Genomic DNA, 24,983 nt, shown 5'->3' with positions numbered 1-24,983 from the left:
CGTACAGGCCGTTTCGTGAAATGAAGTGACCTCAACCCAACCTGCCGGAGAGCCAATTTGCCAGTGGACTTCATTCTTGAAACGCGCAGCCTGACCAAAGAATTCAAGGGATTCATTGCGGTCAACAATGTGGACCTGAAAGTCCAGCGCGGGCACATTCATGCGCTCATCGGCCCCAATGGCGCCGGCAAGACGACCTTCTTCAACCTGCTGACCAAGTTCTTGACGCCCACGCGCGGCAGCATCACCTTCAACGGCACCGACATCACCTTCGAAAAGCCGGCGCAGACCGCCCGGCGCGGCATCGTCCGCTCGTTCCAGATCTCTGCGGTGTTCCCGCACATGACGGTGCTGGAAAACGTACGCGCCGCGCTGCAGCGCAACCTGGGCACGTCGTTTCATTTCTGGAAGGCCGAAAGCACGCTGTACCCGCTGCACGACCGTGCCCGCGCCCTGCTCGATGAAGTCGACCTGGGCCAGTTTGCCGACGTGCTGACGGTCAACCTGCCTTATGGCCGCAAGCGCGCGCTGGAACTGGCGACCACGCTGGCGCTGGAGCCCGAGCTGATGCTGCTGGACGAACCCACGCAGGGCATGGGCCATGAAGACGTGGACCGGGTCACGCAGCTGATCAAGAAAGTCTCGGCTGGCCGCACCATCCTGATGGTCGAGCACAACATGAACGTGGTGTCGTCGATTGCCGACCGCATCACCGTGCTGCAGCGCGGCGCCATCATTGCCGATGGCCCCTATGCCGAGGTGGCGAAGAATCCACTGGTCATTGAAGCCTACATGGGCACGACCAACACCGAGTTGCAAGGCGCGCACTGACCATGACCAAAGAACTGCTCCGCATCGAAGACCTGCACGCCTGGTATGGCGAGTCGCACATCCTGCATGGCGTGAACCTGACCGTGAACGAAGGCGAAGTCGTCACGCTGCTGGGCCGCAACGGCGCTGGCCGCACCACCACGTTGCGCGCCATTGTCGGCATGACCGGTGCCCGCAAGGGCTCGATCAGGGTCAACGGCGAAGAAGCGCTCAAGCTCGCGCCGCACAAGGTGGCCCGGCTCGGCGTGGGCTACTGCCCCGAGGAACGCGGCATTTTCGCCAGCCTTTCGGCTGAAGAGAACCTGATGCTGCCGCCGACGATTGCGCCGGGCGGAATGACGCTTGAAGAGATCTACGCCATGTTCCCCAACCTCAAGGAACGTGCCAGTAGCCCCGGAACCCGCCTGTCGGGCGGCGAGCAGCAGATGCTGGCGGTGGCGCGCATTCTGCGCACCGGCGCGCGGCTCTTGCTGCTCGATGAAATCTCCGAAGGGCTGGCGCCGGTGATCGTGCAAAAGCTCGCCGAGATGATCCTGGCGCTGAAAGCCAAGGGCTACACCATCGTGCTGGTCGAGCAGAACTTCCGCTTTGCCGCGCCGCTGGCCGACCGCTTTTATGTCATGGAACACGGCCAGATCGTCAAGCAGTTTGCCCAATCCGAGCTGAGCCAGAACATGGGCATGCTGCAGGAGTACCTGGGCGTGTAGGCCACAAGCCTGCCCGCCTTTTTTCAACCGTTTCAACCACGCAACCAGGAGACAAAAAAATGAAACTCAAACTACTCGCGCTGTCCATCACGCTCGGATTTTCCGCTGCTGCTTCGGCGCAGAACACCGGTCCGGTCAAGATCGGCTTTATCACCGACATGTCCAGCCTGTATGCCGACATCGACGGCCCGGCCGGCGGTGAAATGGTCAAGTTGGCGGTGCAGGATTTCGGCGGCAAGGTGCTGAACCGTCCCATCGAGGTGCTGACCGCCGACCACCAGAACAAGGCCGACGTGGCTTCGTCCAAGGCTAGAGAATGGATCGACAAAGACGGCTTGTCCATGCTGATTGGCGGCACCAACTCCGGCACGGCCCTGGCCATGGCCAAGATCGCCGAAGAAAAGAAGCGCCCCTTCATGGCGATTGGTCCCGGATCAGCCCGACTGACCAATGAAGCCTGCTCGCCGTACACGGTGCATTACGCCTATGACACCGTGGCCCTGGCCAAGGTCGCCGGCACGGCGCTGGTCAAGTCCGGCGCCAAGAACTGGTTCTTCCTGACGGCCGACTATGCCTTTGGCTATTCGCTCGAAGGCGACGCGTCCAACGTGGTCAAGGCCAATGGCGGCACCGTGGCCGGCGCGGTGCGCCATCCGCTCAATGCCTCGGACTTTTCGTCTTTCCTGCTGCAAGCCCAGACCTCAAAGGCGCAGGTGCTGGCGCTGGCCAATGCGGGCGGCGACTTCACCAACGCCATGAAGGCCGCGCGTGAATTCGGCATCAACAAGACCATGAAGATCGCCGGCCTGCTGGTGTTCATCAACGACGTGCACAGCCTGGGACTGGCCAACACCGAAGGCCTGCAGCTGGCTGACAGCTGGTACTGGAACCAGGACGACGCATCGCGCGCCTTCGCCAAGCGTTTCTTTGACAAATACAAGCGCATGCCTTCGAGCCTGCAGGCCGCCGACTATTCGGCCGCGACGACCTACCTCAAGGCCGTCCAGACTGCCGGAACCACCGATGCCGACAAGGTGATGGCGACCATGAAATCCATGAAGATCGACGATTTCTACCACAAGGGCCAGATCCGCGCCGACGGCCGGATGATCCACGACATGTACCTGTATCAGGTCAAGTCGGCCAAGGAATCGACGGTGCCATGGGACTACTACAAGCTGGTGGCCAAGGTTCCTGGCGACCAGGCCTTCACCACGGCGGCCGAGTCCAAGTGCGCACTGATCAAAAAATAAGCTGAAGCACGGGGCGGCTGGTCGCTTGGCGCGACCAGCCGCTTTTTTTTAACTTGGCAAGGCATGAACTGACGGTCACCCATGGAAATTTTCGGTATTCCCCATCAAGCGTTTCTGGGCCAGCTGCTGCTGGGCCTGGTCAACGGCGCGTTCTACGCGATGCTCAGCCTGGGGCTGGCAGTCATCTTCGGCCTGCTCGGCGTGGTCAATTTCGCGCACGGCGCGCTCTACATGCTGGGCGCCTTCGCTGCCTGGATCATGCTCGACAAGTTTGGCATCAACTACTGGTTTGCGCTCGTGCTGGCGCCGCTGGTGGTGGGCGCCTTCGGCGTGGTGATCGAGCGGCTGTTCCTCAAGCACCTGTACAAGCTCGACCCTTTGTACGGCTTGCTGCTCACCTTCGGCCTGGCCTTGATCGTCGAAGGCGTTTTCCGCGAACTGTATGGTGCTTCGGGCCAGTCCTATCCGGTGCCCGAACTGCTGTCGGGCGCCACCGACCTGGGCTTCATGATCCTGCCGAACTACCGCGCCTGGGTGGTGCTGGTGTCGCTGGTGGTCTGCCTGGGAACTTGGTTCATCATCGAGCGCACCAGCCTGGGCGCCAACCTGCGCGCCGGCACCGAAAACGCCGCGCTGGTGCAGACCTTCGGCATCAACGTGCCGATGATGGTCATGCTGACCTACGGCGCCGGTGCTGCGCTGGCGGCGCTGGCCGGCGTGCTGGCCGCACCGATCATCCAGGTCAACCCCTTGATGGGATCAAACCTGATCATCATCGTGTTCGCCGTGGTCGTGATTGGCGGCATGGGCTCGATTCTGGGCTCGGTCATCACCGGTCTGGCGCTGGGCCTGGTCGAGGGCATGACGCGCGTTTTTTACCCCGAGGCTTCCAGCATCGTGGTGTTCGTCGTGATGGTGATCGTACTGATGGTGCGGCCCGCAGGACTTTTTGGCAAAGAAGCATGAACATGGCCCCCACGCTCCCCACTTCGTGTGGTTCGCTGCCCCCCGGGTGGGCCGCTGCGCCTGCGGCCCGGCAAAGCCGGTTCCGCGGCCCCTGCTTGCTGGGAGGGGGCGCACCTGCGCTCCCCGCTGCGCTTGGCTCGTTGCACACCATGCCCTTCGGAACCATCCAATGAACAACTCAAAAAAAATCACCCGTATCACCTACATCGCGCTGCTGGCGCTGCTGCTGGCCGCGCCGGTCATCGGTCTCTATCCCGTATTCGTGATGAAGCTGCTGTGCTTTGCGCTGTTTGCCTGCGCGTTCAATTTGCTGCTGGGCTTTACCGGCTTGCTGTCGTTCGGCCATGCCGCGTTTTTCGGCTCGGCCGCTTATATCACTGGCTGGTTCGTCAAGGAACAGAACTGGACGCCTGAACTGGCGATTCTGGCCGGCACCGTGGGCGCCGGATTCATCGGGCTGGTGGTCGGCGCCGTGGCGATTCGCCGCCAGGGAATCTACTTTGCGATGATCACGCTGGCGATTGCACAGATGGTGTATTTCGTCTGCCTGCAGGCGCCCTTCACCGGTGGCGAGGACGGCCTGCAAGGGGTGTCGCGCGGCAATCTGCTCGGAATGTTCTCACTCCAGTCCGACACGGCCATGTACTACTTCGTGGTGGCCATTTTCGTGCTGTGTTTCCTGTTCATCACGCGCATCGTCAACTCGCCGTTTGGCCAGGTGCTGAAAATGATCCGGGAAAACGAGCCTAGAGCCATTTCGCTGGGCTACCAGGTGGACCGCTACAAGCTGCTGGCCTTCGTGCTGTCGTCAGCGCTGGCCGGGCTGGCCGGTTCGCTCAAGACGCTGGTCATGGGCTTTGCCACGCTGTCCGACGTGCACTGGTCGATGTCCGGCGAGGTGATCCTGATGTCGCTGCTGGGCGGCGTGGGCACCTTCTTCGGCCCGGTGATGGGCGCGGGCATCGTGATTTCGTTGCAGAACCTGCTGGCCGACAAGGTCGGCTCCTGGGTCACGGTGATCATCGGAGTGATCTTCGTGCTCTGCGTGCTGGCCTTCCGCAAGGGCGTGGTCGGCGAGTTGCAGGCATTGCGGGAGCGCCGCAAGGCGGCCGCGCAGCTGGCTGCCAAGCAGGCTTGACGCTACACCGGCGCCGGTGCTGGCGCCGGTCAAAGACAAAATACGCGCAAGGCAACTTGCCGCGCACTTTTTCGCTTGACTATGCTTTTTATAGCTGCTAGCGCAGTTGCGGTATGCGCAAAAGCCTGTTTTCTCTTAAAAAATGGCAGCGTCGCAGCGCCAGCCAGCTTGACCGGCCAGACACTGAAAGCAGGAGCGAAATTTCAGCAGGATACCGCTCAAAAAGGCAGCGTCCGGCCCTGGTAGTCCATCAGGCTGCCGGTGTCGGCCGGCTGCAACCCCCCCATCACGGCCAGCAGGTCGCCGGCGGCTTCGCTGGCCGCCCGCACTTTCAAGCCGGTCTTGGCAAACGGCTGGCTCAGCGCGGTGTCGATCGTGCCCGGATGCAGCGCGACGCAAACCGACGCGCGGTTGCGCCGGGTCATCTCGACCGACGCGGTTTTGACCAGCTGGTTCAGCGCCGCCTTGGAGGCGCGGTAGCCGTACCATCCGCCCAGCGCGTTGTCGCCGATGCTGCCGACCCTGGCGGAAACGAACGCCGCCACGCAGCGGCCCTGCCGGGGCAGTAGCGGCAGGAAATGCTTCATCACCAGCGCCGGGCCGATGGCGTTGACCTGAAACACATGCTGCAAATAGCCGGCGTCCAGCTGGCTGAAGCTGCGTTCGGGCTGGCCATGCGGGCCGTGCAGAAAGCCGCTGGCGACGACCAGCAGGCGAAGCTCAAGATGCCGCGAAGCGCACTGCGCCGCGACCCAGTCCGCCGCCACTTTCAAACTCGCTTCATCGCCATAGTCAATGGCCGGAAGGCTGCTGCGGCTCAGCGCCAGCACCGCCGCATAAGGCTGCGGCCCGCCGGCCGCGCCGGAAAGATTCGCCACCAGCGCCGCTCCGAGGCCGCCAGCGGCGCCGATCACCAGCGCCGCGCCGGAAGGCGGATTTTCAGCAGGGTTCATGATGCTTCTTTATTCATAGCGTTCAGCGCAAGCACAGCAAGCGCAAACAGCTGGTTTGATCATGCAAATGCCGTGCATTCGCTCAGGCCTCGTCTTCCATCAGCCGAACCCGCACGCTCTTGCCCTTGACCTTGCCCATGGCCAGCTTGTGCAGCGCGTCAGCCGCAATACGGCGGTCCACCGCCACATAGGTCGAGAACTCGTTGACGTTGATCTTGCCGACCTGCTCGCGGGTGAAGCCGGCCTCGCCGGTCAGCGCGCCGAGCACGTCGCCGGCGCGGATCTTTTCCTTGCGGCCGCCAACAATTTGCAGCGTCGCCATCGGCGGGCGCAGCGGCTCCTTGCTCGCGGGCGTCAATTCTTCCAGCTTGTGCCATTCGGACTCGGCCTTTTGCAGCACCTCGATCTTGCCGACCGAGCCCATCTCGTCCATGCTCGCCAAGCTAATCGCCCAGCCCTCCTCGTCGGCGCGGCCGGTGCGGCCGATGCGGTGGATGTGGATTTCACTGTCCGGCGTCACATCGACGTTGATGACCATCTCCAGCTGCGAAATATCGAGCCCGCGCGCGGCCACGTCGGTCGCCACCAGCACCGAGCAGCTGCGGTTGGCAAACTGCACCAGCACCTGGTCGCGCTCGCGCTGCTCCAGCTCGCCGAACAGCGCCAGGGCGATGAAGCCCTTGTCCTTGAGCAGCTGCACCAGCGCCCGGCATTGCGACTTGGTGTTGCAAAACGCCAGCGTGCTGACCGGCCGGTAGTGGCTCAGCACGCGCGCCACCGCGTCCAGGCGCGCCTCGTCGTGGTCGCTGTCCTCGACCTGGTACCAGCGCTGGCGAATCTTGCTTTTCTCGTGCTGCGCCTGCACGGTAATCGTCTGCGGGTTCTTCATGAACTGCTGGCTGATCTTGGCGATGCCTTCCGGGTAGGTCGCCGAGAACAGCAAGGTCTGGCGCTCTTTCGGGCATTGCTTAACGACAGTGGCGATGTCGTCGAAAAAGCCCATGTCGAGCATGCGGTCGGCTTCATCTAACACCAGCGTGTTCATGGCCTCCAGGTTCAGGTTGCCGCGCCCCAGATGGTCCATGATGCGGCCCGGCGTGCCGACGACGATGTGCGCGCCGTGCTCCAGGCTGGCGATCTGGCCGCGCAGCGCGACGCCGCCGCACAGCGTCACGACCTTGATGTTTTCCTCGGCGCGCGCCAGGCGGCGGATTTCGGTGGTGACCTGGTCGGCCAGCTCGCGCGTCGGGCACAGCACCATCGCCTGGATGGCGAAGCGACGGGCGTTCAGGTTTGCCAGCAGCGCCAGCGCGAAGGCGGCGGTCTTGCCACTGCCGGTCTTGGCCTGGGCGATCAGGTCCTTGCCGAGCAAGGCGACCGGCAGGGCGGCGGCCTGGATCGGCGTCATCTGGGTGTAGCCCAGTTGCGTCAGGTTGGCCAGCACATGGGCCGGCAGCGACAGGGCGCTGAAGTCAGTAGAAGGAGTAGTCATATCCCTTGATTATCGTGACTCGCGCCCTGCCTGCGGCCGGGCAAGGCTGCTGCGGCAAACCCCGGTAAGCTTTGGCGGTGCCCGCGCCCTTGCCTTTGCCGCCGTTTTGGACACCTGACATACCGCCATGGAACTTGATTCACCTGCTGTTTTGAACGCCGTCCAGTCGCTGGCCCTTCATGCGCTGCCCGCCTTTGGCGTGGCGCTGGCGGCGGTCATCGCCGCCGTCAGCGGCCTGTGGTGGCTGGGCCTGCGCTACGGCGTCCACCAGGACACCAGCCGGTTCACGCCACTGGCCTACCTGCTGGGCTACCTCGCGCTAGGCTTTGCGCTGATCATCGGCGCGGCATCGCTGTTTGCCGAAATCGCTGAAAACCTGGGCGACGGCCGCAAGCTGGGCCAGCTGGACCTGCTGTTCTCGGACACGATCCGCTCCACGCTGGCCCCGGGCGCTTTCAGGGTGTTTGCCCTGCTGACCCATTTTGGCGACACCCTCACACTGACCAGCTTGTGCATTCTGGGTGCGCTGTGGCTGCTGCGCCAGCGCCAGCGCGGCCTGTGCCTGGGTTGGGTGCTGGCGTTCGTCGGCAATGCGCTGCTGAACCGGACGCTGAAAAGCATTTTTGAACGCACCCGCCCGGTGCATGACAACGCCCTGGCCTTTGCCGACGGCTGGAGCTTTCCGAGCGGCCATGCGTCGGGTTCGGTCGTGGCCTATGGCATGCTGGCCTATCTGTTGGTGCGGTTGCTGCCGGCCCGCTTCGCCCGCGCGCACCTGCCAATGGTGGCGCTGGCAGCGGCGTTGGCGTTTACCGTGGGCAGCAGCCGCGTGTTCCTGCAGGTTCACTTTGCCAGTGACGTGCTGGCCGGTTTTGCCTCGGGCTCGGCCTGGCTGGCGGTGTGCATCGCCGCGCTGGAACTCAGGCGCTACCGCCAGCGCCAACCGTGAGGCCACGCCAGCAACAACGCCGTCGCTGCCAAAAGGTCATCCGAAAACAGCACAATCACGGCAAGACTACACAAGGAACCCTATGAGCGATTTTGACTTTGACCTGTTCGTGATTGGCGGCGGCAGCGGCGGCGTGCGCGCGGCGCGCATGGCGGCGCAGCGCGGCGCGCGCGTCGGCCTGGCCGAAGTGGCCGAGATGGGCGGCACCTGCGTCAACCTGGGCTGCATCCCGAAAAAGCTCTACAGCTACGCAGCCCACTTCGCCGAAAGCTTCGAGGAATCGCACGGCTTCGGCTGGGTCAGCGAAGCGCCCGTGCTGAACTGGGACACGCTCAAATCCAACCGCGCCAGGGAAATTTCACGCCTCAACGGCATTTATGTGCAGCTGCTCAAAAGCTCGGGCGTTCATACCATCAATGGCTGGGCGTGCCTGGTGGACGCGCACACAGTCGATGTTGGCGGCCAGCGCCACAGCGCCAAACACATCCTGGTCGCCACCGGCGGCAAGCCCAGCATTCCCGAATTTCCGGGCAGCGAGCACGTCATCAGCTCCAACGAGATGTTCGACCTGTCACCCTTCCCGCAGCGCCTGCTGGTGGTCGGCGGCGGCTACATCGCCTGCGAATTCGCGTCGATCTTCAACGGTCTGGGCGCGAAGGTCACACAGCTTTACCGGGGCCATCAGGTGCTGCGCGGCTTTGACGAGGAAGTGCGCGCCTTCATCGCTGGCGAAATGGTCAAGAGCGGCGTGACGCTGCACCTCAACACCGACGTCGCCTCTATCGAGCGCTCCGAAGGCGGGCTGCAGGTGCGGCTGCTCGACGGCAGCCACCTCACGGTGGACAGCGTGCTGTATGCCACCGGCCGCGTGCCGCTGGTCGAAGGCCTGGGCCTGGACGCGGCCGGCGTGCGGCAAGCCAAATCCGGCGCGGTCGAGGTGAACGAGCAGTACCAGACCTCGGTGCCATCAATCTACGCCGTCGGCGACGTCACCGCGCGGGTGCAGCTCACGCCAGTGGCGCTGGCCGAGGCGATGGTCGTGGTCGATGCGCTGTTCGGCCCGGCCGGCGGCAAAGCGCCGCGCAGCATGAGCTACGACTTCATCCCGACCGCCGTGTTCACGCACCCGAACATTGGCACCGTCGGCTATACGGAGCTTGACGCGAGTGAGAAATTCGGCAAGATCAGCGTCTATAAAAGCGACTTCAAGGCGCTCAAGCACACGCTGAGCGGCAGCACCGAACGCACCTTGATGAAGCTGATCGTCGAGGACGCCACCGACCGCGTGGTCGGCCTGCACATGGTCGGCGCCGACGCCGGCGAGATCGTCCAGGGCTTTGCCGTGGCGATGAAGGCCGGCGCCACCAAGGCGGTGTTTGACGGCACCATCGGCATTCACCCAACGATGGCCGAAGAATTCGTGACGATGCGCGAGGCGGTCAAGCGCTGAATCTTGCGGGGCAGCACGAATCCTGCCCTGCCGCCCATGATGAATACCAAAACCGCAAAGTGATCGAGTCCATGCCCTTCCTGCCCCCTTTCATCGCCCCCACCCGCTACAGCGACCCGGCGGTCGCGCTGGCGCAGGTGCGCGCCATCTACGACCAGCAGATCAGCCACCTGCGCAGCGCCATGCAGCGCTACGTGGCCGGCGACACGCTGCCCGGCCATGTGCGCGCCTGCTATCCGTTCGTGCGCATCCACACCGAGACAGTGGCGCGGGCCATCCTGGAAACGCCAGACATCGTGCAGCTGAGCTACGGCTTTGTCGCCGGACCGGGCCACTTTGAAACCACCCTGACGCGGCCCGACCTGTACAGCGACTACTACCTGGCGCAATTTCGCCTCTTGATGCAAAACCATGACGTCGAGCTCGAAGTGGGCACCAGCACCCAGCCGATCCCGATCCACTTCTCGTTTGCCGAGAACGACCATATCGAGGGCACGATGAGCACGGCGCGGCGCATGCTGATGCGCGACGTGTTCGACCTGCCCGACCTGGCGGCCATGGACGACGGCATCGCCAACGGCACCTACGAGGCCAGCCCTGGCCAGCCACAGCCGCTGGCGCTGTTCACGGCGGCGCGCGTCGATTATTCGCTGCAGCGCCTGCGCCACTACACCGGCACGTCGCCGCACTGGTTCCAGAATTTCGTGCTGTTCACCAACTACCAGTTTTATATTGACGAATTCGTTCGCCTGGGCCACCAGGAAATGGCCAACCCTGACAGCGAATACATCGCCTTCATCGAACCGGGCAACGTGGTCACGCGCCGCGCCGGCCTGAGCGCGCAGGAAGGCGACGAGCTGGGCGTGCAGCCCCCGCGCCTGCCGCAGATGCCGGCCTACCACCTGGTGCGCGCCGACCGCAGCGGCACCACGATGGTGAACATCGGCGTCGGACCGGCCAACGCCAAGAACATCACCGACCATGTCGCCGTGCTGCGCCCGCACGCGTGGATCATGCTTGGCCACTGCGCCGGCCTGCGCAACAGCCAGCAGCTGGGCGACTATGTGCTGGCCCATGGCTATGTGCGCGAAGACCATGTGCTCGACGAGGAACTGCCGCTGTGGGTGCCGATTCCGGCGCTGGCCGAGATTCAGGTTGCGCTGGAGGCGGCCGTGTCGGAGGTGACGCAGCTCAAGGGGCCGGAACTCAAGCGCATCATGCGCACCGGCACCGTCGCCTCGACCGACAACCGCAACTGGGAACTGCTGCCGGGCAACCAGCCGCAGCGCCGCTTCAGCCAGAGCCGGGCGATTGCGCTTGACATGGAAAGCGCGACGATTGCGGCCAACGGCTTTCGCTTCCGGGTGCCCTACGGCACGCTGCTGTGCGTGAGCGACAAGCCGCTGCACGGCGAGATCAAGCTGCCGGGCATGGCGAACCAGTTCTACCGCGACCGGGTGGACCAGCATTTGCGCATTGGCATGCGGGCGGTGGAGTTGCTGCGGGCCGAGGGCATCAGCCAGTTGCACAGCCGCAAGCTGCGGAGTTTTTCGGAGGTGGCATTTCAGTAATTTTTGCTATGGTTTGAATAGCTCGTTGCGCTTACTGGTAGTGCGCAGGAGTGCTTTTTGGCCATGATTTGTTGGTTGATGAGCAGCAGGGGCTTTGCTTGGTTGGGCTGGCCGGGGGTTGCCCGGCGGCAACTCACTTTCTTTTGCTTCGCCAAAAGAAAGTAAGCAAAGAAAAGGCGACCCGGCTGTCTGGGTCCCTGCGCTTCGCTTCGGGCAACCTGTGATGAGCGGCAAAAGCGGGGGGCCGCGCAAACTCGCCTGCGGCTCAAACAGCGCGCGGCCCTGATCCCGCTTTTGCCGCTCATCACAGGCCCAGCCAGAACGGGACTTGCGGGAGCGGATTCGGATTCGGGCGTTTTCGCCTCTAAAGTTCCTTCCGGTTTACGCGTCTGGGCGGCTATCAACAGAAATTATTTTCTGACTCTTTCCCGCGGTCCCATCACGCTGTGCGACGATGGCGCTCATGCAAAATTTCTGGCCTTCCAGTGGCTTTAGCCCGCTTCAGCGCAATCCTCGCGGATGGCTGTTGCCAACCGACGATTACCTGCGGTGTTTCCTGGCCCGTCCGGAACTGGCGCCAGTGCCAGAATCCTGCCAGGCCGAACGGGCTTTGCATGCGGCCCTGCTGGCATTGCCGTCCGGGCCGGTCACACCTGCCGATTTGCAGAAGGTGCAGGACCAGGATGCGCGCGACAGCTACCAGCTCTTTTTGCGCTTTCGCGATGGCCTGCTGGCCGCCGGCACGCTGGAAGCCTATTACCTGGGGCTGTTCGCGCGCGACGGAACGGGCGTCATCACCATTCCCCCGCTGTTCATCGACCTGCTGGCGCAGGCCATCGTTCACAACCTGCTCCATGATTCGCAAGATGCGTATGAAGTGCGCGCCGGCGAAATGCTGTTTCGCCCCCAGCGCATCAGCACGCAGGACGGCCAGGTGCTCAGTGGCGACCGCGAGGTGATCGACATGTTCAACGAAACCGGCGGCCTGGGCGACTTTGGGCGTTTTCTGGCTGAGTCCAAGGCGCCGCTGCGAACCGTCAGCCTGCAGGTGCTTGGCGACGCCAACGCTTCCGATTACTGGCAATTGGCTGATCGCCATGCTTTCTTGCTCGACCTCACGCACGAAGTCACCACTGACCTGAGCCACGGCCTGGTGCTGAAAATGACCCGGGCGCGCTCCGGCCTGAAGGCGCTGGCCGGCGTGCTGCAAAAATGGGTTCGCCACTTTCTGGGCATCGGCGTCGTCATCCGGCCCTTGCAAAAGATCGATGATGATGCCTGGCGCTGGCATCTGGGACTCGACACGGAGGCGACGGCCCTGCTCAATGACCTGTATGAAGGCCGGGACGTGGCAACGGAACGCCTGAGCCGGCTGGTCAGCCTGTTCCGCCTTGATTTCGAAGACCCGCAGGAAATGCGCGCCGACGTGGCAGGCAAGCCGGTCTATCTGGGACTGATGATGAATGCCGAGGGTGTGCTTCGGATCAAACCGCAAAACCTGCTGGTGAACCTGCCGCTGCGTGCTTGGATGCAGTGAGGGCGTGTGCGCCTGACAGGCTACCGGCCTCTTGCCATCGCCTGTCCCAACGGCAAGGGCTCGCCTGCAAGTCGCCCATGCGGCCGTAAAAGCAGGGCTGCGTATGGGCTTCACCCTGGCGTGCGTGTCGCTGCCGCTATTGCCTGCCATCGGCGAGGCCGGTGGCGAATTGGCCAGGGATGGCTGCACAAATGCAGACGATGGCGCGCAGTGGCTTAAAATCAGCCGTTCAGCCCATTTTTAACCCGGAGTCTCCCATGTCCAAGAAAATCAGAGTCGAGGCCGACATCTGCGCCCCCAAGCCAGTGCCGCCAAAAGGCTACACCATCACCACTGGCAACGGCCAGAAGATCAGCCTTGAGCGTGGTTCGCACACCCGCAGCAAGAAGAATCCAGGCAAGCGTCCCCACCAGGGTTAAGCCACGGACTGGCCGGAGCCTTATGTGCTCGGCCAAAAAGAAACCCGGACTACCGAGGCGCGATCCGCATCGGTTGTCCGGGTTTCTTTTTTTTAATGCCGGGTGCGGAGCCGGTGCTGGTGAGGCTTACATATTGCGCCGGTACTGCCCGCCGACTTCAAACAGCGCATTGGTAATCTGCCCGAGCGAGCAGACGCGCACCGCGTCCATCAGCACCTCGAACACGTTCTTGTTCTCGATCACCGCCTGCTGCAGGCGCTTGAGCTGTGCCGGGGCTTCGCCGGCATGGCGGGCGTGGAAGTCTGCCAGCCGCTGGAGCTGGCTCTGCTTTTCCTCGTCGGTCGAGCGGGCGAGCTCTAACTTGTCGTGCACCGCGTCGCCGTGCGGGTTGCGAAAGGTGTTGACGCCGATGATCGGCAATTCGCCAGTGTGTTTCAGCATCTCGTAGTGCATCGACTCGTCCTGGATGCGGCCGCGCTGGTAGCCGGTTTCCATGGCGCCGAGCACGCCGCCCCGGTCGGCGATGTTCTGGAATTCAGCCAGTACGGCTTCCTCGACCATTTCGGTCAATTCCTCAATGATGAACGCGCCTTGCGACGGGTTTTCATTCTTGGCCAGGCCCCATTCGCGGTTGATGATGAGCTGGATCGCCATGGCGCGACGCACGCTGTCTTCGGTCGGCGTGGTGATGGCTTCGTCAAAAGCGTTGGTGTGCAGCGAGTTGCAGTTGTCGTAAATCGCAATCAAGGCCTGCAGCGTGGTGCGGATGTCGTTGAACTGGATTTCCTGCGCATGCAGGCTGCGGCCCGAGGTCTGGATGTGGTATTTGAGCTTCTGGCTGCGTTCGTTCGCGCCGTATTTTTCCTTCATCGCCACGGCCCAGATGCGGCGGGCGACGCGGCCCATTACGGTGTATTCCGGGTCCATGCCGTTGCTGAAGAAAAAGCTCAGGTTCGGCGCGAAGTCGTCGATGTGCATGCCGCGCGCCAGGTAGGCTTCGACAAACGTGAAGCCGTTCGAGAGCGTGAACGCCAGCTGCGAAATCGGATTCGCGCCGGCTTCGGCGATGTGGTAACCGCTGATCGACACGCTGTAGAAGTTGCGCACATTGTGATGCACGAAATACTCGGCGATGTCGCCCATCACCTTCAGGCTGAACTCGGTCGAGAAGATGCAGGTGTTCTGGCCTTGGTCTTCCTTCAGGATGTCGGCCTGCACCGTGCCGCGCACATTGGCCTGCACCCATTCGCGGATTTTCAGGATCTCGGTGTCGGTCGGCTCGCGGCCGTTGTCCGCCTTGAACTTGTCGATGTTCTGGTCGATGGCGGTGTTCATGAACATCGCCAGGATGCTGGGCGCCGGGCCGTTGATGGTCATCGACACGCTGGTCGTCGGGCTGCACAAATCGAAGCCGCCGTAGAGCACCTTCATATCGTCCAGCGTGGCAATCGACACGCCCGAGTTGCCGACCTTGCCGTAAATGTCCGGGCGCGGGTCGGGGTCGTTTCCGTAGAGCGTGACCGAGTCGAAGGCGGTGGACAGGCGCTTGGCCGCCATGCCCGAACTCAGCAGCTTGAAGCGCGTGTTGGTGCGAAACGGGTCGCCTTCGCCGGCGAACATGCGGGTTGGGTCTTCACCCTCGCGCTTGAAGGCAAAGGTGCCGGCGGTGTAGGGGTAGCTGCCCGGCACGTTGTCCAGGATCAGCCACTTGAGGATTTCGCCGTGGTCTTCGTAGGTCGGCAGGCAGACCTTGCGGATCGTCGTGCCCGACAGCGATTTGCTGGTCAGCGCGGTGCGGATTTCCTTGTCGCGGATCTTGACCACGTACTCGTCGCCGGCGTAAGCCTTTTGCATCTCGGGCCACTGGGCCAGCAGCTTTTTGGCTGACGGGTCCTGTGTCTGTTCGCGCTCGACGGCCAGCTTGACTACCGCGTCAACAGCGTCAAGGGTGTCGGATTTGCTGGCGGTCAACATGCTTGAAGTGGCGCGCAGCTGCTGGATTTCCCGTGCCAGGTGGGCTTGTTCTTTTCCGCGCTTCTTGTAGCCGCGCACCGTGTCGGTGATTTCGGCCAGGTAGCGCGTGCGTGCGGCCGGCACCACCGGCGTCTGGTTGGTGCTGTGGCGCACATTGACCAAGGGCAGGGCGCCGTCAGTGAGCGACAGGCCGAGCGCGCCCAGGCGCACCTTGAGCGCCTGGTACAGCGCGGTCACGCCGTCGTCGTTGAAGCGCGCGGCCATGGTGCCGAACACCGGCATCTGGTCGGCCGGCGTGTTCCAGGCTTCCTTGTTGCGCTGCACCTGCTTGGCCACGTCGCGCAAGGCGTCGAGCGCGCCCTTGCGGTCGAACTTGTTGATGGCGACGAACTCGGCAAAATCGAGCATGTCGATTTTTTCCAGCTGACTGGCTGCGCCGAATTCGGGCGTCATGACGTACATCGGCACATCGACATGCGGCACGATGGCCGCGTCGCCCTGGCCGATGCCGGAAGTTTCCACGATGATCAGATCGAAGCCGGCGGCCTTGCAGGCGGCAATCACGTCCGGCAGAGCCTTGCTGATTTCCGAGCCGAAGTCGCGCGTTGCCAGACTTCGCATGAAGACGCGTTGGCCCTGGCTCCACGGGTTGATGGCGTTCATGCGGATGCGGTCGCCGAGCAGCGCGCCGCCGCTCTTGCGCCGCGACGGGTCGATGCTGATCAGGGCCACGCGCAACTGGTCGTTCTGGTCGAGCCGCAGGCGGCGGATCAATTCGTCGGTCAGCGATGACTTGCCGGCGCCGCCGGTGCCGGTGATGCCCAGTACCGGTATCTTTTTAGTAGCAGCCTGCGTCCGCACCGCCTGCACCAGAGCCTCATTTGCCTTGCCATCTTCAAGCGCGGTAATCAGCTGGGCCAGCGCCCGCCAGTTCATCTCGCCATGACCTTCGATGGCCTCGATGCCGGTGGGCGCAAAGCCAGAGAGGTCCTTGTCGCAGCGCATCACCATCTCGCCGATCATGCCGGCCAGGCCCATGCGCTGGCCGTCCTCGGGGCTGAAGATGCGCGCCACGCCGTAAGCCTGCAGTTCGCGGATTTCCGGCCCGACGATCACGCCGCCGCCGCCGCCAAACACTTGGATATGCTCACCGCCCCGGCTTTTGAGCAAGTCCACCATGTACTTGAAGTACTCCACATGTCCGCCCTGGTAGGAGCTGATGGCAATGCCCTGCGCGTCTTCCTGCAGCGCGGCCGTCACGACCTCGTCGACGCTGCGGTTGTGGCCCAGATGCACGACTTCGGCGCCCATGCCCTGCAGGATGCGCCGCATGATGTTGATGGCTGCGTCGTGCCCGTCAAACAGGCTGGCGGCGGTGATGAAACGCACCTTGTTCGTGGGGCGGTAGCTGGCAAGGGCTTTGTAGTCGGCAGACAGATCGGTCATGGGGAAGTCTCCTCGGGGGTGGCAAAAAGCACCCTGAGGTGCCAAAACGCCATGATATTACGTTTACGTAAACGTCAACTTACAGCGGCGGAAAATATCGGTACTTTTAGCTTCAATAAGCGACTCGATTTTTTAGGCTGTTGAGCAAAGGGTTAACCCGAATGTTTTTTTGCGGGGATATTGGAAAGTGATGGCGTGAAATATTTTGTGTGTCGTGTTAAAAAATATTCAGCTTTTTTGGGCCTGGCTGAGGGTTTCTCTGAGGAAAACACCCATGCGGGTTTCTGTCGAGTCGGCTAGATTAATAACCAACCCATGCGCTGTAAAAGCCACGGGGCAGTCTGGCGTTGAACACTGCGTACGCCGAGCTTATTCATCATTAGGAGACATCATGACTTTTCGTTTTGCCCAACTGGCGGTGGCCTCAGCCGTTCTGAGTTTCGCTGGCATGGCCAGCGCGGCTGACCCCATCAAGATCGGTGTGTCGGGTCCGTTTACCGGCGGTTCGTCGTCGATGGGGGTCAGCATGCGCGACGGCGTCCGGCTTGCGGTCGATGAAATCAACAAGTCCGGTGGCGTGATTGGCCGCCAGCTGCAGGTCGTCGAGCGCGATGACGAAGCCAAGAATGAGCGTGGCGTGCAGATTGCGCAGGAGCTGATCAACAAGGAAAAGGTTTCGGCCACTGTGGGCTACATCAATACCGGTGTGGCGCTGGCGTCGCAGCGGTTTTTCCAGGAAGCCAAGATTCCGGTCATGAACAACGTGGCCACCGGCAGCCTGATCACGCAGCAGTTCAAGGACCAGCCTGAAAACTACATCTTCCGCAATGCGGCGCATGACAGCATCCAGGCCCCGATGATTGTGGAAGAAGCCATCACACGGCGCGGCTTCAAGAAGGTCGCCATTCTGGCCGACTCTACCAACTACGGCCAGCTTGGCCGCGCCGATCTGGAGACCGCGCTGAAAGCCAAGGGCATCACCCCGGTGGCCACCGAGAAGTTCAACATCAAGGATGTGGACATGACGGCCCAGTTGCTCAAGGCCAAGGAAGCCGGCGCCGAAGTCATCCTGACCTACGGCATCGGCCCCGAACTGGCGCAGATCGCTAACGGCATGACCAAGCTGGGCTGGAAAGTGCCGATGGTCGGCAGCTGGACGCTGTCGATGGCCAACTACATCGACAATGCCGGCCCCGGCGGCGAGGGCGCGCGCATGCCGCAAACCTTCATCCAGGAGCCGACGACGCCCAAGCGCCAGGCGTTCATCATCAACTACCTGAAAACCTTCAACCCGAAGAACCAGCGTATCGACTCGCCGGTGTCGGCGGCCCAGGGCTACGACTCCATCTACCTGCTGGCTGCCGCCATCAAGCAGGCGAACTCCACCGAAGGCCCCAAGATCAAGGCGGCGCTGGAGGACCTGAAGACGCCGGTTGAAGGCGTGATCACCACCTACAACAAGCCCTTCACCGCCAAGGACCACGAAGCCATCACGGCCAACATTCCGGTGTTCGGCGAGGTCAAGGGCCAGCGCGTGGTGTATGCCTACCCGGACGACCAGAAGAAGGCGTCTGAAGTGCGCGTCAAGAAGTAAGTCTGAAAGACTGCAGAGAGCAAAGCACCGCGCCAGCTGCCGCGGTGCTTTTTTATTGTCCGCCGCCGTGTGCGGCCTGACCAGACCTAATTTTTTGCGGAATTGAATATATGGAAATCCTGCTTCAACTCATTTACAGCGGTGTCGCGCTGGGCATGATCTACGCAGTCATTGCGTTTGGCTATCAGCTCACCTTCCAGACTTCCGATACCCTGAACTTTGGCCAGGGCGATGCGCTGATGCTGGGCGCCATGGTCGGGCTGACGCTGGTCAACATGGGCGTGAACTACTGGCTGATGCTGCCGCTGGTGATCGTGTTTGGCCTGCTGCAGGGCGGCCTGGTGGAGCGCATCGGCGTGCGCCCGGCGATCAAGATCAAGAGCGAGTTCGGCTGGATCATGTCCACCATTGCGCTGGGCATCATTTTCAAGAACGTCGCCGAGAACATCTGGGGCCGCGACGACCTGAAGTTTCCATCCCCCTTGCCCGAAGCGCCGCTGAAAGTGCTGGGCGCCAATGTGCTGCCCATGGAAATCCTGGTGGTGGTCGGCGCCGTGCTGATGATGCTGGCGGTCGAGTTCTTCAACCGCAAGACCATCTACGGCAAGGCCGTGGTGGCGACTTTCAACGACCGCGACGCGGCTAAGCTGATGGGCATCAACACCGGGCTGGTGATCACCTTTTCGTATGCGCTGTCCTCGGCCACCGCCGCGTTTGCCGGCGCACTGATCGCGCCGCTGACGCTGACCGGCGCCACCATGGGTTCGGTGCTGGGCCTGAAGGCCTTTGCCGTGGCCATCATCGGCGGGCTGACCAGCGGCATGGGCATCATCGTTGGCGGCATCATTTTGGGCGTGGCGGAAACCACCACCGGGTTTTACCTGTCCACCGGCTACAAGGACGTTCCGGGACTGGTGCTGCTGCTGCTGGTGCTGGCGTTCAAGCCGGCCGGCCTGTTTGGTAAAAACGCGATCAAGAAAGTTTGAAGATGAACCGAAAGACCCTTGTGGCCGCCCTGATCGGGCTGGCCCTGCTGGCGGCTGCACCGCTGATGACCAGCAATTCGTACTACATCCACATGATCGGCACGATCATGATCTATGCCATCTTGCTGTATGGACTGGACATCGTGGTCGGCTACACCGGTCAGGTGTCGCTCGGCCATGCCGGCCTGTTCGGCGTGGGTTCGTACACCGCCGGCGTGCTGTTCCTGAAGCTGGGCGCGCCGCTGTGGGTCATCATCCCGGCCAGCATCGCGGTGACGGCCGGTTTTGGCGCGCTGCTGGCATTGCCGGCGCTGCGCGTGACCGGACCTTACCTGGCGATGGTGACGCTGGCCTTCGGCACCATCATCCAGATCTTGATCAACGAAATGACCTTCCTCACCGAAGGCCCGCTGGGCATCACCATTCCCAAGCCGATGGTGTTTGGCCAAAAGCTCACCGAGCACGGTTTTTACTGGCTGACATTCGGTCTGATGGTGATCTCGCTGGTGGTGGTGGACCGCATTCTCAAGTCGCAACTAGGCCGTGCTTTTGAAGCGCTGCGCGGCAGCCCGGTGGCATCTGACTGCATGGGCGTGTCGGTCTACCGCTACAAGGTCTATGCCTTCGTGATCAGCGCCGGCTTTGCCGGACTGGCCGGCTGCCTGTACGCCTATTCGGAGCAGTACATCTCGCCCAATACCTACAACTTCGAGCTGACCGTGCTGTTTCTGCTGGCCGTCATCATGGGCGGGCGCAAGACGCGTTCGGGCGCCTTGCTGGGCGCGGCCATCATCGTGATCCTGCCCAAGCTGCTCGACGACCTGGAACTGTTTCGCATTGTTGCCACGGCGCTGGCGGTCCTGATGGCGGTCGGTGCCGGGGTGGGCCTGGCCAAGAAGGTCACCACGCCCAAGGCGGTGGCGATTCCAGTGGTCGGCACCATCGCGCTGGCCGGCTTCGCCTTCTGGCTGCAGTCGATCACCGACTGGCGCTTGAGCATCTTCGGCCTGATGATCCTGTTCGTGGTGTATTACCTGCAAAACGGCATCGTCGGCTTTGTGCGCGCGCTGTTCCATGTGCGCAAGCCTGCACCCGAGTTCATCGGCAAGGCAGGCGAGGACCATGGCAAGGATGCCATTTCGGTGGCCGCCCGTTCCGGTGGCGCCGAGGCCGGCGGCGACCTGCTGATTGCAAAGGGCGTGCTGATGCAGTTTGGCGGCCTCAAAGCGATCAACCAGGTGGACCTGCGCATCAAGCGCGGCACCATTCACGGCCTGATCGGCCCGAACGGCTCGGGCAAGAGCACCATGATGAATGTGCTGACCGGCATTTATGTGCCGACCGCCGGCAGCATCGACTTTGCTGGCCGCTCGGTGGTCGGGCGCACCTCGTCCGACATCGCGTTGTCGGGCATTGCACGGACCTTCCAGAACGTGCAGCTGTTCGGCGAAATGACGGCCTTGCAAAACGTCCAGGTCGGCCTGCACCACACCTTTGACAGCACTATCCTCGATGTGGCGCTGCACACGCCGCGCTACCGGCGCGAGGAAACGTCGGCCATCGAACGCGGCATGGGCCTGCTGCGCTTTGTCGGTCTGGCCGAGCTGGCCAGCGAAGAAGCGCGCAACCTGCCTTACGGCAAGCAGCGCCTGCTGGAAATCGCGCGTGCACTGGCGCTCGACCCGCAACTGCTGCTGCTCGACGAACCGGCTGCCGGCCTGACCGCGCCCGACATCAAGGAGCTGGTCACCATCATCCGCAAGATCCGCGACCATGGCATCACCGTGATCCTGATCGAGCACCACATGGACGTGGTGATGAGCATGTGCGACACCGTCTCGGTGCTCGACTTCGGCCAGAAGATTGCCGAAGGCAAGCCTGCCGATGTGCAGGCGGATGAAAAAGTCATCGAGGCCTACCTCGGCGGCACGGTCGCATAAGGAAAGAAACACCATGTTGAGTATCAAGAACCTGGAAGCCGGTTACGGCAAGGTGCAGGTCCTGCACGGCATTTCGATGGAAGTGCCCAAGGGCCAGGTCGTCACGCTGATCGGCTCGAACGGCGCCGGCAAGACCACCACCATGCGCGCCATCTCGGGAATGATCCAGCCGACCGCCGGCGAAATCAACCTGCACGGCAAGCGCATCGATGGCCTGGAGTCCTACGCCATCGCCAAGCAGGGGCTGGCGCATTCGCCGGAAGGCCGGCGCGTGTTTGCCACCATGACCGTGACCGACAACCTGATCCTGGGCGCCTTTCCGCGCCTGACCGGCAGCCGTCCCAAGGGCGATGTGCAGGGCGACCTGGAAAAGGCTATGGAGCTGTTTCCGCGCCTGAAGGAGCGGCGCACGCAACTGGCCGGCACGCTCTCGGGCGGCGAGCAGCAGATGCTGGCGATGGCGCGCGCCGTGATGCTCAACCCCGAGATCGTTCTGCTCGACGAGCCATCGATGGGACTGGCGCCGATTCTGGTCGAGGAAGTGTTCCGCATCATTGCCGACCTGAAGTCGCGCGGCGTCACCATGCTGCTGGTCGAGCAGTTCGCCGCCGCCGCGCTGAAGGTGGCCGACTACGGCTATGTGCTGGAGAATGGCCGCATCTCGGTGCATGGCGAGGCGTCAAAACTGCGTGACGACCCGGCGGTGAAGGCGGCCTATCTGGGCGGTGGGCATTGACCGCTAGTCTGAAACTGCTATTGAAAATATAGCTGCTAACGCAGATAAGACGTGCGGAAACGGCATGAATTGCTTGAAATTCTGGCCGGCAACGGCTTGACATCTCGCCGCTGGTTTCTCAAACCACCTTGATGCCCTTGAGCGCCTCGTTTTCGGGCGGGTAGCGCAGGTCGAGCTGTTCAAAGGCCTGGCGAACCCGCAGGGCGATCATCAGGTTGCGGTGGGTTTTGGAATCGGCCGGTACCACCGTCCAGGGCGCCCACGGTGTGCTGGTGGCGTTGAGCAGGTCTTCATAAGCGTGCTGGTACTGCTTCCACTGTTTGCGTGCATCCAGGTCGCCCATCGCGAACTTCCAGTGCTTGGTTACGTCGTCAATCCGCTCCTGCAGCCGCTCGCCTTGTTCCTTGAAGCTGATGTGCAGCATGAACTTCAGGATCACCGTGCCGTTTTCGCTGAGCATGCGCTCAAAGTCATTGATCTGCCGGTAGCGCTGCGCGGTTTGCGCCGGCGTGATCCAGCCGTTCACCGGCGGCACCAGCACGTCTTCATAGTGGCTGCGGTTGAAGACCATGATTTCGCCGGCGGCCGGCACCTTCTGGTGGATGCGCCACAGGTAGTCGCGGGCGCGCTCGTCTTCATTCGGCGCTTTCCAGGCCGCCGTGTGCACGCCCAGCGGGCTCATGCGGCTGAACACACTGCGCAGCGTGCCGTCCTTGCCCGAGGTGTCGGTGCCCTGCAGGACCACCAGCAGCTTGTAGCGGCGGTCGGCATAAAACAGGTTTTGCAGCCCGTCGAGTTCCAGCGCCAGCGCGTCCACCGCTTCCTTGTCGCGCGCTTTGTCGTCCGATGAAAGCGGCTTGGCGCCCGGGTCGAAATCGGCCAGGCTGCAGGCCTTGCTTTTCTTCTTGCCGTTGCCGTTGCCGAGGTCGCCGACCAGCGGAACCTGCCAGCGCAGGAGCTTTTCGGCCACCGCCTTGCGTTCATCCTTGCCGGCCGGGGAGCCGGGCGCACTCTGGGCAAAAGAGGTGTCAGCCGTTTTTGAGGTCATCGGGGTTTCGTGAAATGTGTGTGGTTGGAGTTGATTCTGCGCGCCGATGCCGGTGTAGCCTGAACGAATACACTTATTTTTATGCCAGAGGCCGCGCCGTCCGCGTGGCGGAAACGGGCAGGCCCTGGCCTTAACCGTGACAGGAATTTTTATGAAAACCGATTCGACAACAGACGCTGCAGACGCCGGCATGCAAGCGGCCACCGGCTATGCCGGCGACATCACGCCAGCGCTGGCCTGGCAATGGCTGCAGGCGGGCAAGGCCGTGCTGGTTGATGTGCGGACCGACGCTGAACGCGAATGGGTTGGCTTTGTCCCGGGCGCCGTGCCCGTGGCCTGGAAACAGTGGCCTGGCATGGAACTGAATACCGGTTTTGACGATGCCCTGAAGGCGGCGGTTTCCGCTGGCTCCAAGGTTGTGCTGCTGTGCCGAAGCGGTGTTCGCTCGGTGGCCGCTGCCCGCCGTGCTACGGAACTGGGGCTTGAGGCCTACAACATTCTTGAAGGCTTTGAAGGCGACGCCGACGGTCAAGCCCAGCGCGGTCACCGGGGCGGCTGGCGCCTGCGGGGCCTGCCCTGGATGCAGAAGTAATGGCCTCAACGGGGAGATTGTTGCAACGTCGCATGGTGAGAACTTTTCAGGAGAAGCAAACGCGCTAGCCTGTCAGATGTAGCAGGGGTCAAGGCGTGACTATTTGTGAGAAAGTTTTCAATAAGTCTGTTTTTAACAAAGGAACAGCCTTATGCAAATACTTGATCGCACCACCCGTCCTGGCACTGCCGCCCCCCGCAATCCGCCCCTGTTGCCGCGCCTGCGCGAGCGCTTTGAGCAAAAATTCATGGCCCACTGGCAAAGCCAGTGGGGCGGAAAACCCATCCTGCATGGCCGCAACCCCGGATCGGACTCGATCCGGCTCGATGGCAATGACTACCTGGGCATAGCGGGCCATCCGGACATCGTCCGGGCGCAGATTGCCAGCCTGCAGCACAGCAACGAAAGCGTGATCCAGTCGGGCGTTTTCCTGCTCGATGCCCATCCGTGCCGAACGCTCGAAGCGTCTCTCGCGGCCTGGGTCGGGAAGGAAGACGGTTTTGTCTGCCAGTCGGGCTATTCGGCCAATGTCGGGTTGCTGCAGGCGATTGCCGACGAGCAGACGCCGGTCTACCTCGACAGCCTGGCCCATACCTCGCTCTGGGAAGGCGCGCATGCTGCACGCGCGCCGGCCCATGCGTTTCGCCACAACGACCCGGAGCACCTGTCGCGCATGATCGAGCGCCACGGGCCGGGCGTGGTGGTGGTGGACTCGGTGTACAGCACCACCGGCGCGCTGTGCCCGCTGGTCCGGATGGTCGAGGTGGTCGAGCAGCACGGCTGCACGATCCTGGTCGATGAGTCGCATTCGCTGGGAACCCACGGCCCGCACGGCGCGGGGCTGTGCGCCGAGCTGGGCCTGACGGATCGCGTGCATTTCATCACCGCCAGCCTGGCCAAGGCGTTTGCCGGCCGCGCCGGCTTTTTCACCATTCCGGCCGCCATGCGTTACTACGTGCTGCACAACAGCTACCCGAACATCTTCAGCTCGTGCCTGCTGCCGCACGAGATTGCCGGGCTGGCGGCCACGCTGGAGGTGGTTCGCGGCAGCGACGCCGAGCGGGAGCGGCTGCATGCCAACACCCGCCGGTTGCGCGCCAGCCTGTCCAGCATGGGCTACCCGATCCACCAGGGCAGCCAGCAGATCATTGCGCTGGAAACCGGCACCGAGCCGGCCACCATGGTGCTGCGCGACCAGCTCGAGGCACACCAGATTTTTGGCGCGATTTTCTGCGCCCCGGCCACCAGCCGCAACCGCGCGATGGTGCGGCTGACGCTCAACGCCGGCCTGACCGGCGCCGAAATGGACCGCATCGAGCAGACGATGCGCACGCTGTTGCCCGTGCTCCAGCCGTCGGAGTGGCCGATTGCCCGGCGCGCCCGCACCGAACAGGTGTGATG

21 protein-coding genes are annotated in these 24,983 nt (G+C 62.8%); 17 read left to right on the top strand and 4 right to left on the bottom strand.

All coding sequences use genetic code 11. From position 1 onward, the window contains the following. Nucleotides 1-57: 57 nt before the first annotated feature. The 5 genes from ACP7AD_RS10200 (at nt 58) to ACP7AD_RS10180 (ending at nt 4,895) form a co-directional block, all read left to right on the top strand. On the top strand, nt 58-831 hold the full coding sequence (locus ACP7AD_RS10200; RefSeq protein WP_029526237.1) for an ABC transporter ATP-binding protein: 774 nt from the start codon (nt 58-60) through the stop codon (nt 829-831). Nucleotides 832-833: 2 nt separating this feature from the next. Beyond that, nucleotides 834-1,538, top strand: coding sequence for an ABC transporter ATP-binding protein (locus tag ACP7AD_RS10195; protein WP_426146363.1), 705 nt, complete (start codon nt 834-836; stop codon nt 1,536-1,538). Between the two features lie 59 nt (nt 1,539-1,597). Then, nucleotides 1,598-2,791: an ABC transporter substrate-binding protein gene (locus tag ACP7AD_RS10190; protein WP_426146364.1), complete on the top strand. Its 1,194-nt coding sequence runs from the start codon at nt 1,598-1,600 to the stop codon at nt 2,789-2,791. A gap of 81 nt (nt 2,792-2,872) precedes the next feature. Then, nucleotides 2,873-3,757, top strand: coding sequence for a branched-chain amino acid ABC transporter permease (locus ACP7AD_RS10185; RefSeq protein WP_426146365.1), 885 nt, complete (start codon nt 2,873-2,875; stop codon nt 3,755-3,757). Between the two features lie 169 nt (nt 3,758-3,926). Further along, a complete protein-coding gene (locus tag ACP7AD_RS10180) occupies nt 3,927-4,895 on the top strand; it encodes a branched-chain amino acid ABC transporter permease (protein ID WP_426146367.1) in 969 nt (322 codons plus the stop codon). 218 nt (nt 4,896-5,113) lie between these two features. Here the strand turns inward: ACP7AD_RS10180 and ACP7AD_RS10175 are convergent, their stop codons facing one another. Together ACP7AD_RS10175 and dbpA are read right to left on the bottom strand one after the other, a co-directional pair. After that, nucleotides 5,114-5,848: an SDR family NAD(P)-dependent oxidoreductase gene (locus tag ACP7AD_RS10175; protein ID WP_426146369.1), complete on the bottom strand. Its 735-nt coding sequence runs from the start codon at nt 5,846-5,848 to the stop codon at nt 5,114-5,116. Between the two features lie 82 nt (nt 5,849-5,930). After that, a complete protein-coding gene (gene dbpA, locus ACP7AD_RS10170; protein ID WP_426146370.1) occupies nt 5,931-7,340 on the bottom strand; it encodes an ATP-dependent RNA helicase DbpA in 1,410 nt (469 codons plus the stop codon). Nucleotides 7,341-7,467: 127 nt separating this feature from the next. Here dbpA and ACP7AD_RS10165 point away from each other — a divergent pair, with 127 nt between their 5' ends. The 6 genes from ACP7AD_RS10165 to ACP7AD_RS10140 all read left to right on the top strand — a co-directional run bounded on the left by ACP7AD_RS10165 (nt 7,468) and on the right by ACP7AD_RS10140 (nt 13,266). Then, nucleotides 7,468-8,289 carry a phosphatase PAP2 family protein gene (locus ACP7AD_RS10165; protein WP_426146372.1) on the top strand — a complete coding sequence of 274 codons (822 nt, stop codon included), beginning with the start codon at nt 7,468-7,470 and terminating at the stop codon, nt 8,287-8,289. Between the two features lie 82 nt (nt 8,290-8,371). Continuing rightward, nucleotides 8,372-9,739 carry a glutathione-disulfide reductase gene (gene gorA / locus ACP7AD_RS10160; RefSeq protein ID WP_426146374.1) on the top strand — a complete coding sequence of 456 codons (1,368 nt, stop codon included), beginning with the start codon at nt 8,372-8,374 and terminating at the stop codon, nt 9,737-9,739. A gap of 71 nt (nt 9,740-9,810) precedes the next feature. Then, nucleotides 9,811-11,310 (top strand): AMP nucleosidase, encoded by a 1,500-nt coding sequence (locus tag ACP7AD_RS10155; protein WP_426146375.1) that lies wholly within the window; start codon nt 9,811-9,813, stop codon nt 11,308-11,310. 463 nt (nt 11,311-11,773) lie between these two features. Beyond that, on the top strand, nt 11,774-12,847 hold the full coding sequence (locus ACP7AD_RS10150; protein ID WP_426146377.1) for a DUF6352 family protein: 1,074 nt from the start codon (nt 11,774-11,776) through the stop codon (nt 12,845-12,847). A 103-nt stretch (nt 12,848-12,950) separates the two neighbouring features. Next, a complete protein-coding gene (locus ACP7AD_RS10145; RefSeq protein ID WP_426146378.1) occupies nt 12,951-13,091 on the top strand; it encodes a hypothetical protein in 141 nt (46 codons plus the stop codon). A gap of 13 nt (nt 13,092-13,104) precedes the next feature. Next, complete coding sequence (locus tag ACP7AD_RS10140) at nt 13,105-13,266, top strand: hypothetical protein (protein WP_011802893.1); 162 nt, start codon at nt 13,105-13,107, stop codon at nt 13,264-13,266. A gap of 126 nt (nt 13,267-13,392) precedes the next feature. Here the strand turns inward: ACP7AD_RS10140 and icmF are convergent, their stop codons facing one another. Then, a complete protein-coding gene (gene icmF, locus ACP7AD_RS10135) occupies nt 13,393-16,686 on the bottom strand; it encodes a fused isobutyryl-CoA mutase/GTPase IcmF (RefSeq protein WP_426146381.1) in 3,294 nt (1,097 codons plus the stop codon). 391 nt (nt 16,687-17,077) lie between these two features. Here icmF and ACP7AD_RS10130 point away from each other — a divergent pair, with 391 nt between their 5' ends. The 4 genes from ACP7AD_RS10130 to ACP7AD_RS10115 all read left to right on the top strand — a co-directional run bounded on the left by ACP7AD_RS10130 (nt 17,078) and on the right by ACP7AD_RS10115 (nt 21,942). Further along, a complete protein-coding gene (locus ACP7AD_RS10130) occupies nt 17,078-18,280 on the top strand; it encodes an ABC transporter substrate-binding protein (RefSeq protein WP_426146383.1) in 1,203 nt (400 codons plus the stop codon). A 110-nt stretch (nt 18,281-18,390) separates the two neighbouring features. Then, complete coding sequence (locus ACP7AD_RS10125) at nt 18,391-19,266, top strand: branched-chain amino acid ABC transporter permease (protein WP_426146385.1); 876 nt, start codon at nt 18,391-18,393, stop codon at nt 19,264-19,266. Between the two features lie 2 nt (nt 19,267-19,268). Continuing rightward, entirely contained in the window at nt 19,269-21,206 is a 1,938-nt protein-coding gene (locus tag ACP7AD_RS10120; RefSeq protein ID WP_426146387.1) for an ABC transporter permease subunit, read from the top strand. Between the two features lie 13 nt (nt 21,207-21,219). Then, nucleotides 21,220-21,942 carry an ABC transporter ATP-binding protein gene (locus ACP7AD_RS10115; protein WP_426146389.1) on the top strand — a complete coding sequence of 241 codons (723 nt, stop codon included), beginning with the start codon at nt 21,220-21,222 and terminating at the stop codon, nt 21,940-21,942. Between the two features lie 118 nt (nt 21,943-22,060). On the opposite strand, the gene ACP7AD_RS10110 is transcribed toward ACP7AD_RS10115, so the two are convergent. Continuing rightward, the gene (locus ACP7AD_RS10110) at nt 22,061-22,990 is read right to left on the bottom strand and encodes a PPK2 family polyphosphate kinase (protein ID WP_426146390.1); all 930 of its coding nucleotides are present in this window, start codon (nt 22,988-22,990) and stop codon (nt 22,061-22,063) included. Between the two features lie 151 nt (nt 22,991-23,141). Between ACP7AD_RS10110 and ACP7AD_RS10105 the strand changes: the two genes are divergently transcribed. Together ACP7AD_RS10105 and cqsA are read left to right on the top strand one after the other, a co-directional pair. After that, a complete protein-coding gene (locus ACP7AD_RS10105; RefSeq protein ID WP_426146392.1) occupies nt 23,142-23,582 on the top strand; it encodes a rhodanese-like domain-containing protein in 441 nt (146 codons plus the stop codon). A gap of 151 nt (nt 23,583-23,733) precedes the next feature. Further along, nucleotides 23,734-24,981, top strand: coding sequence for an alpha-hydroxyketone-type quorum-sensing autoinducer synthase (cqsA, locus tag ACP7AD_RS10100; RefSeq protein WP_426146394.1), 1,248 nt, complete (start codon nt 23,734-23,736; stop codon nt 24,979-24,981). Nucleotides 24,982-24,983 lie beyond the last annotated feature (2 nt).

It is taken from the genome of Polaromonas sp. DSP2-3-2b2 (assembly GCF_049895905.1).
Classification (GTDB): Bacteria; Pseudomonadota; Gammaproteobacteria; order Burkholderiales; family Burkholderiaceae_C; genus Polaromonas.
This window is presented reverse-complemented; position numbering and strand designations above follow the sequence as displayed.

What these genes read in the sequence shown, in the direction of transcription:
- ACP7AD_RS10195 (WP_426146363.1), top strand. Translation starts at nt 834, where the DNA reads ATGACCAAAGAACTGCTCCGCATCGAAGACCTGCACGCCTGGTATGGC.
- ACP7AD_RS10190 (WP_426146364.1), top strand. Translation starts at nt 1,598, where the DNA reads ATGAAACTCAAACTACTCGCGCTGTCCATCACGCTCGGATTTTCCGCT.
- ACP7AD_RS10185 (WP_426146365.1), top strand. Translation starts at nt 2,873, where the DNA reads ATGGAAATTTTCGGTATTCCCCATCAAGCGTTTCTGGGCCAGCTGCTG.
- ACP7AD_RS10180 (WP_426146367.1), top strand. Translation starts at nt 3,927, where the DNA reads ATGAACAACTCAAAAAAAATCACCCGTATCACCTACATCGCGCTGCTG.
- ACP7AD_RS10175 (WP_426146369.1), bottom strand. Translation starts at nt 5,848, where the DNA reads ATGAACCCTGCTGAAAATCCGCCTTCCGGCGCGGCGCTGGTGATCGGC.
- dbpA (WP_426146370.1), bottom strand. Translation starts at nt 7,340, where the DNA reads ATGACTACTCCTTCTACTGACTTCAGCGCCCTGTCGCTGCCGGCCCAT.
- ACP7AD_RS10165 (WP_426146372.1), top strand. Translation starts at nt 7,468, where the DNA reads ATGGAACTTGATTCACCTGCTGTTTTGAACGCCGTCCAGTCGCTGGCC.
- gorA (WP_426146374.1), top strand. Translation starts at nt 8,372, where the DNA reads ATGAGCGATTTTGACTTTGACCTGTTCGTGATTGGCGGCGGCAGCGGC.
- ACP7AD_RS10155 (WP_426146375.1), top strand. Translation starts at nt 9,811, where the DNA reads ATGCCCTTCCTGCCCCCTTTCATCGCCCCCACCCGCTACAGCGACCCG.
- ACP7AD_RS10150 (WP_426146377.1), top strand. Translation starts at nt 11,774, where the DNA reads ATGCAAAATTTCTGGCCTTCCAGTGGCTTTAGCCCGCTTCAGCGCAAT.
- ACP7AD_RS10145 (WP_426146378.1), top strand. Translation starts at nt 12,951, where the DNA reads ATGGGCTTCACCCTGGCGTGCGTGTCGCTGCCGCTATTGCCTGCCATC.
- ACP7AD_RS10140 (WP_011802893.1), top strand. Translation starts at nt 13,105, where the DNA reads ATGTCCAAGAAAATCAGAGTCGAGGCCGACATCTGCGCCCCCAAGCCA.
- icmF (WP_426146381.1), bottom strand. Translation starts at nt 16,686, where the DNA reads ATGACCGATCTGTCTGCCGACTACAAAGCCCTTGCCAGCTACCGCCCC.
- ACP7AD_RS10130 (WP_426146383.1), top strand. Translation starts at nt 17,078, where the DNA reads ATGACTTTTCGTTTTGCCCAACTGGCGGTGGCCTCAGCCGTTCTGAGT.
- ACP7AD_RS10125 (WP_426146385.1), top strand. Translation starts at nt 18,391, where the DNA reads ATGGAAATCCTGCTTCAACTCATTTACAGCGGTGTCGCGCTGGGCATG.
- ACP7AD_RS10120 (WP_426146387.1), top strand. Translation starts at nt 19,269, where the DNA reads ATGAACCGAAAGACCCTTGTGGCCGCCCTGATCGGGCTGGCCCTGCTG.
- ACP7AD_RS10115 (WP_426146389.1), top strand. Translation starts at nt 21,220, where the DNA reads ATGTTGAGTATCAAGAACCTGGAAGCCGGTTACGGCAAGGTGCAGGTC.
- ACP7AD_RS10110 (WP_426146390.1), bottom strand. Translation starts at nt 22,990, where the DNA reads ATGACCTCAAAAACGGCTGACACCTCTTTTGCCCAGAGTGCGCCCGGC.
- ACP7AD_RS10105 (WP_426146392.1), top strand. Translation starts at nt 23,142, where the DNA reads ATGAAAACCGATTCGACAACAGACGCTGCAGACGCCGGCATGCAAGCG.
- cqsA (WP_426146394.1), top strand. Translation starts at nt 23,734, where the DNA reads ATGCAAATACTTGATCGCACCACCCGTCCTGGCACTGCCGCCCCCCGC.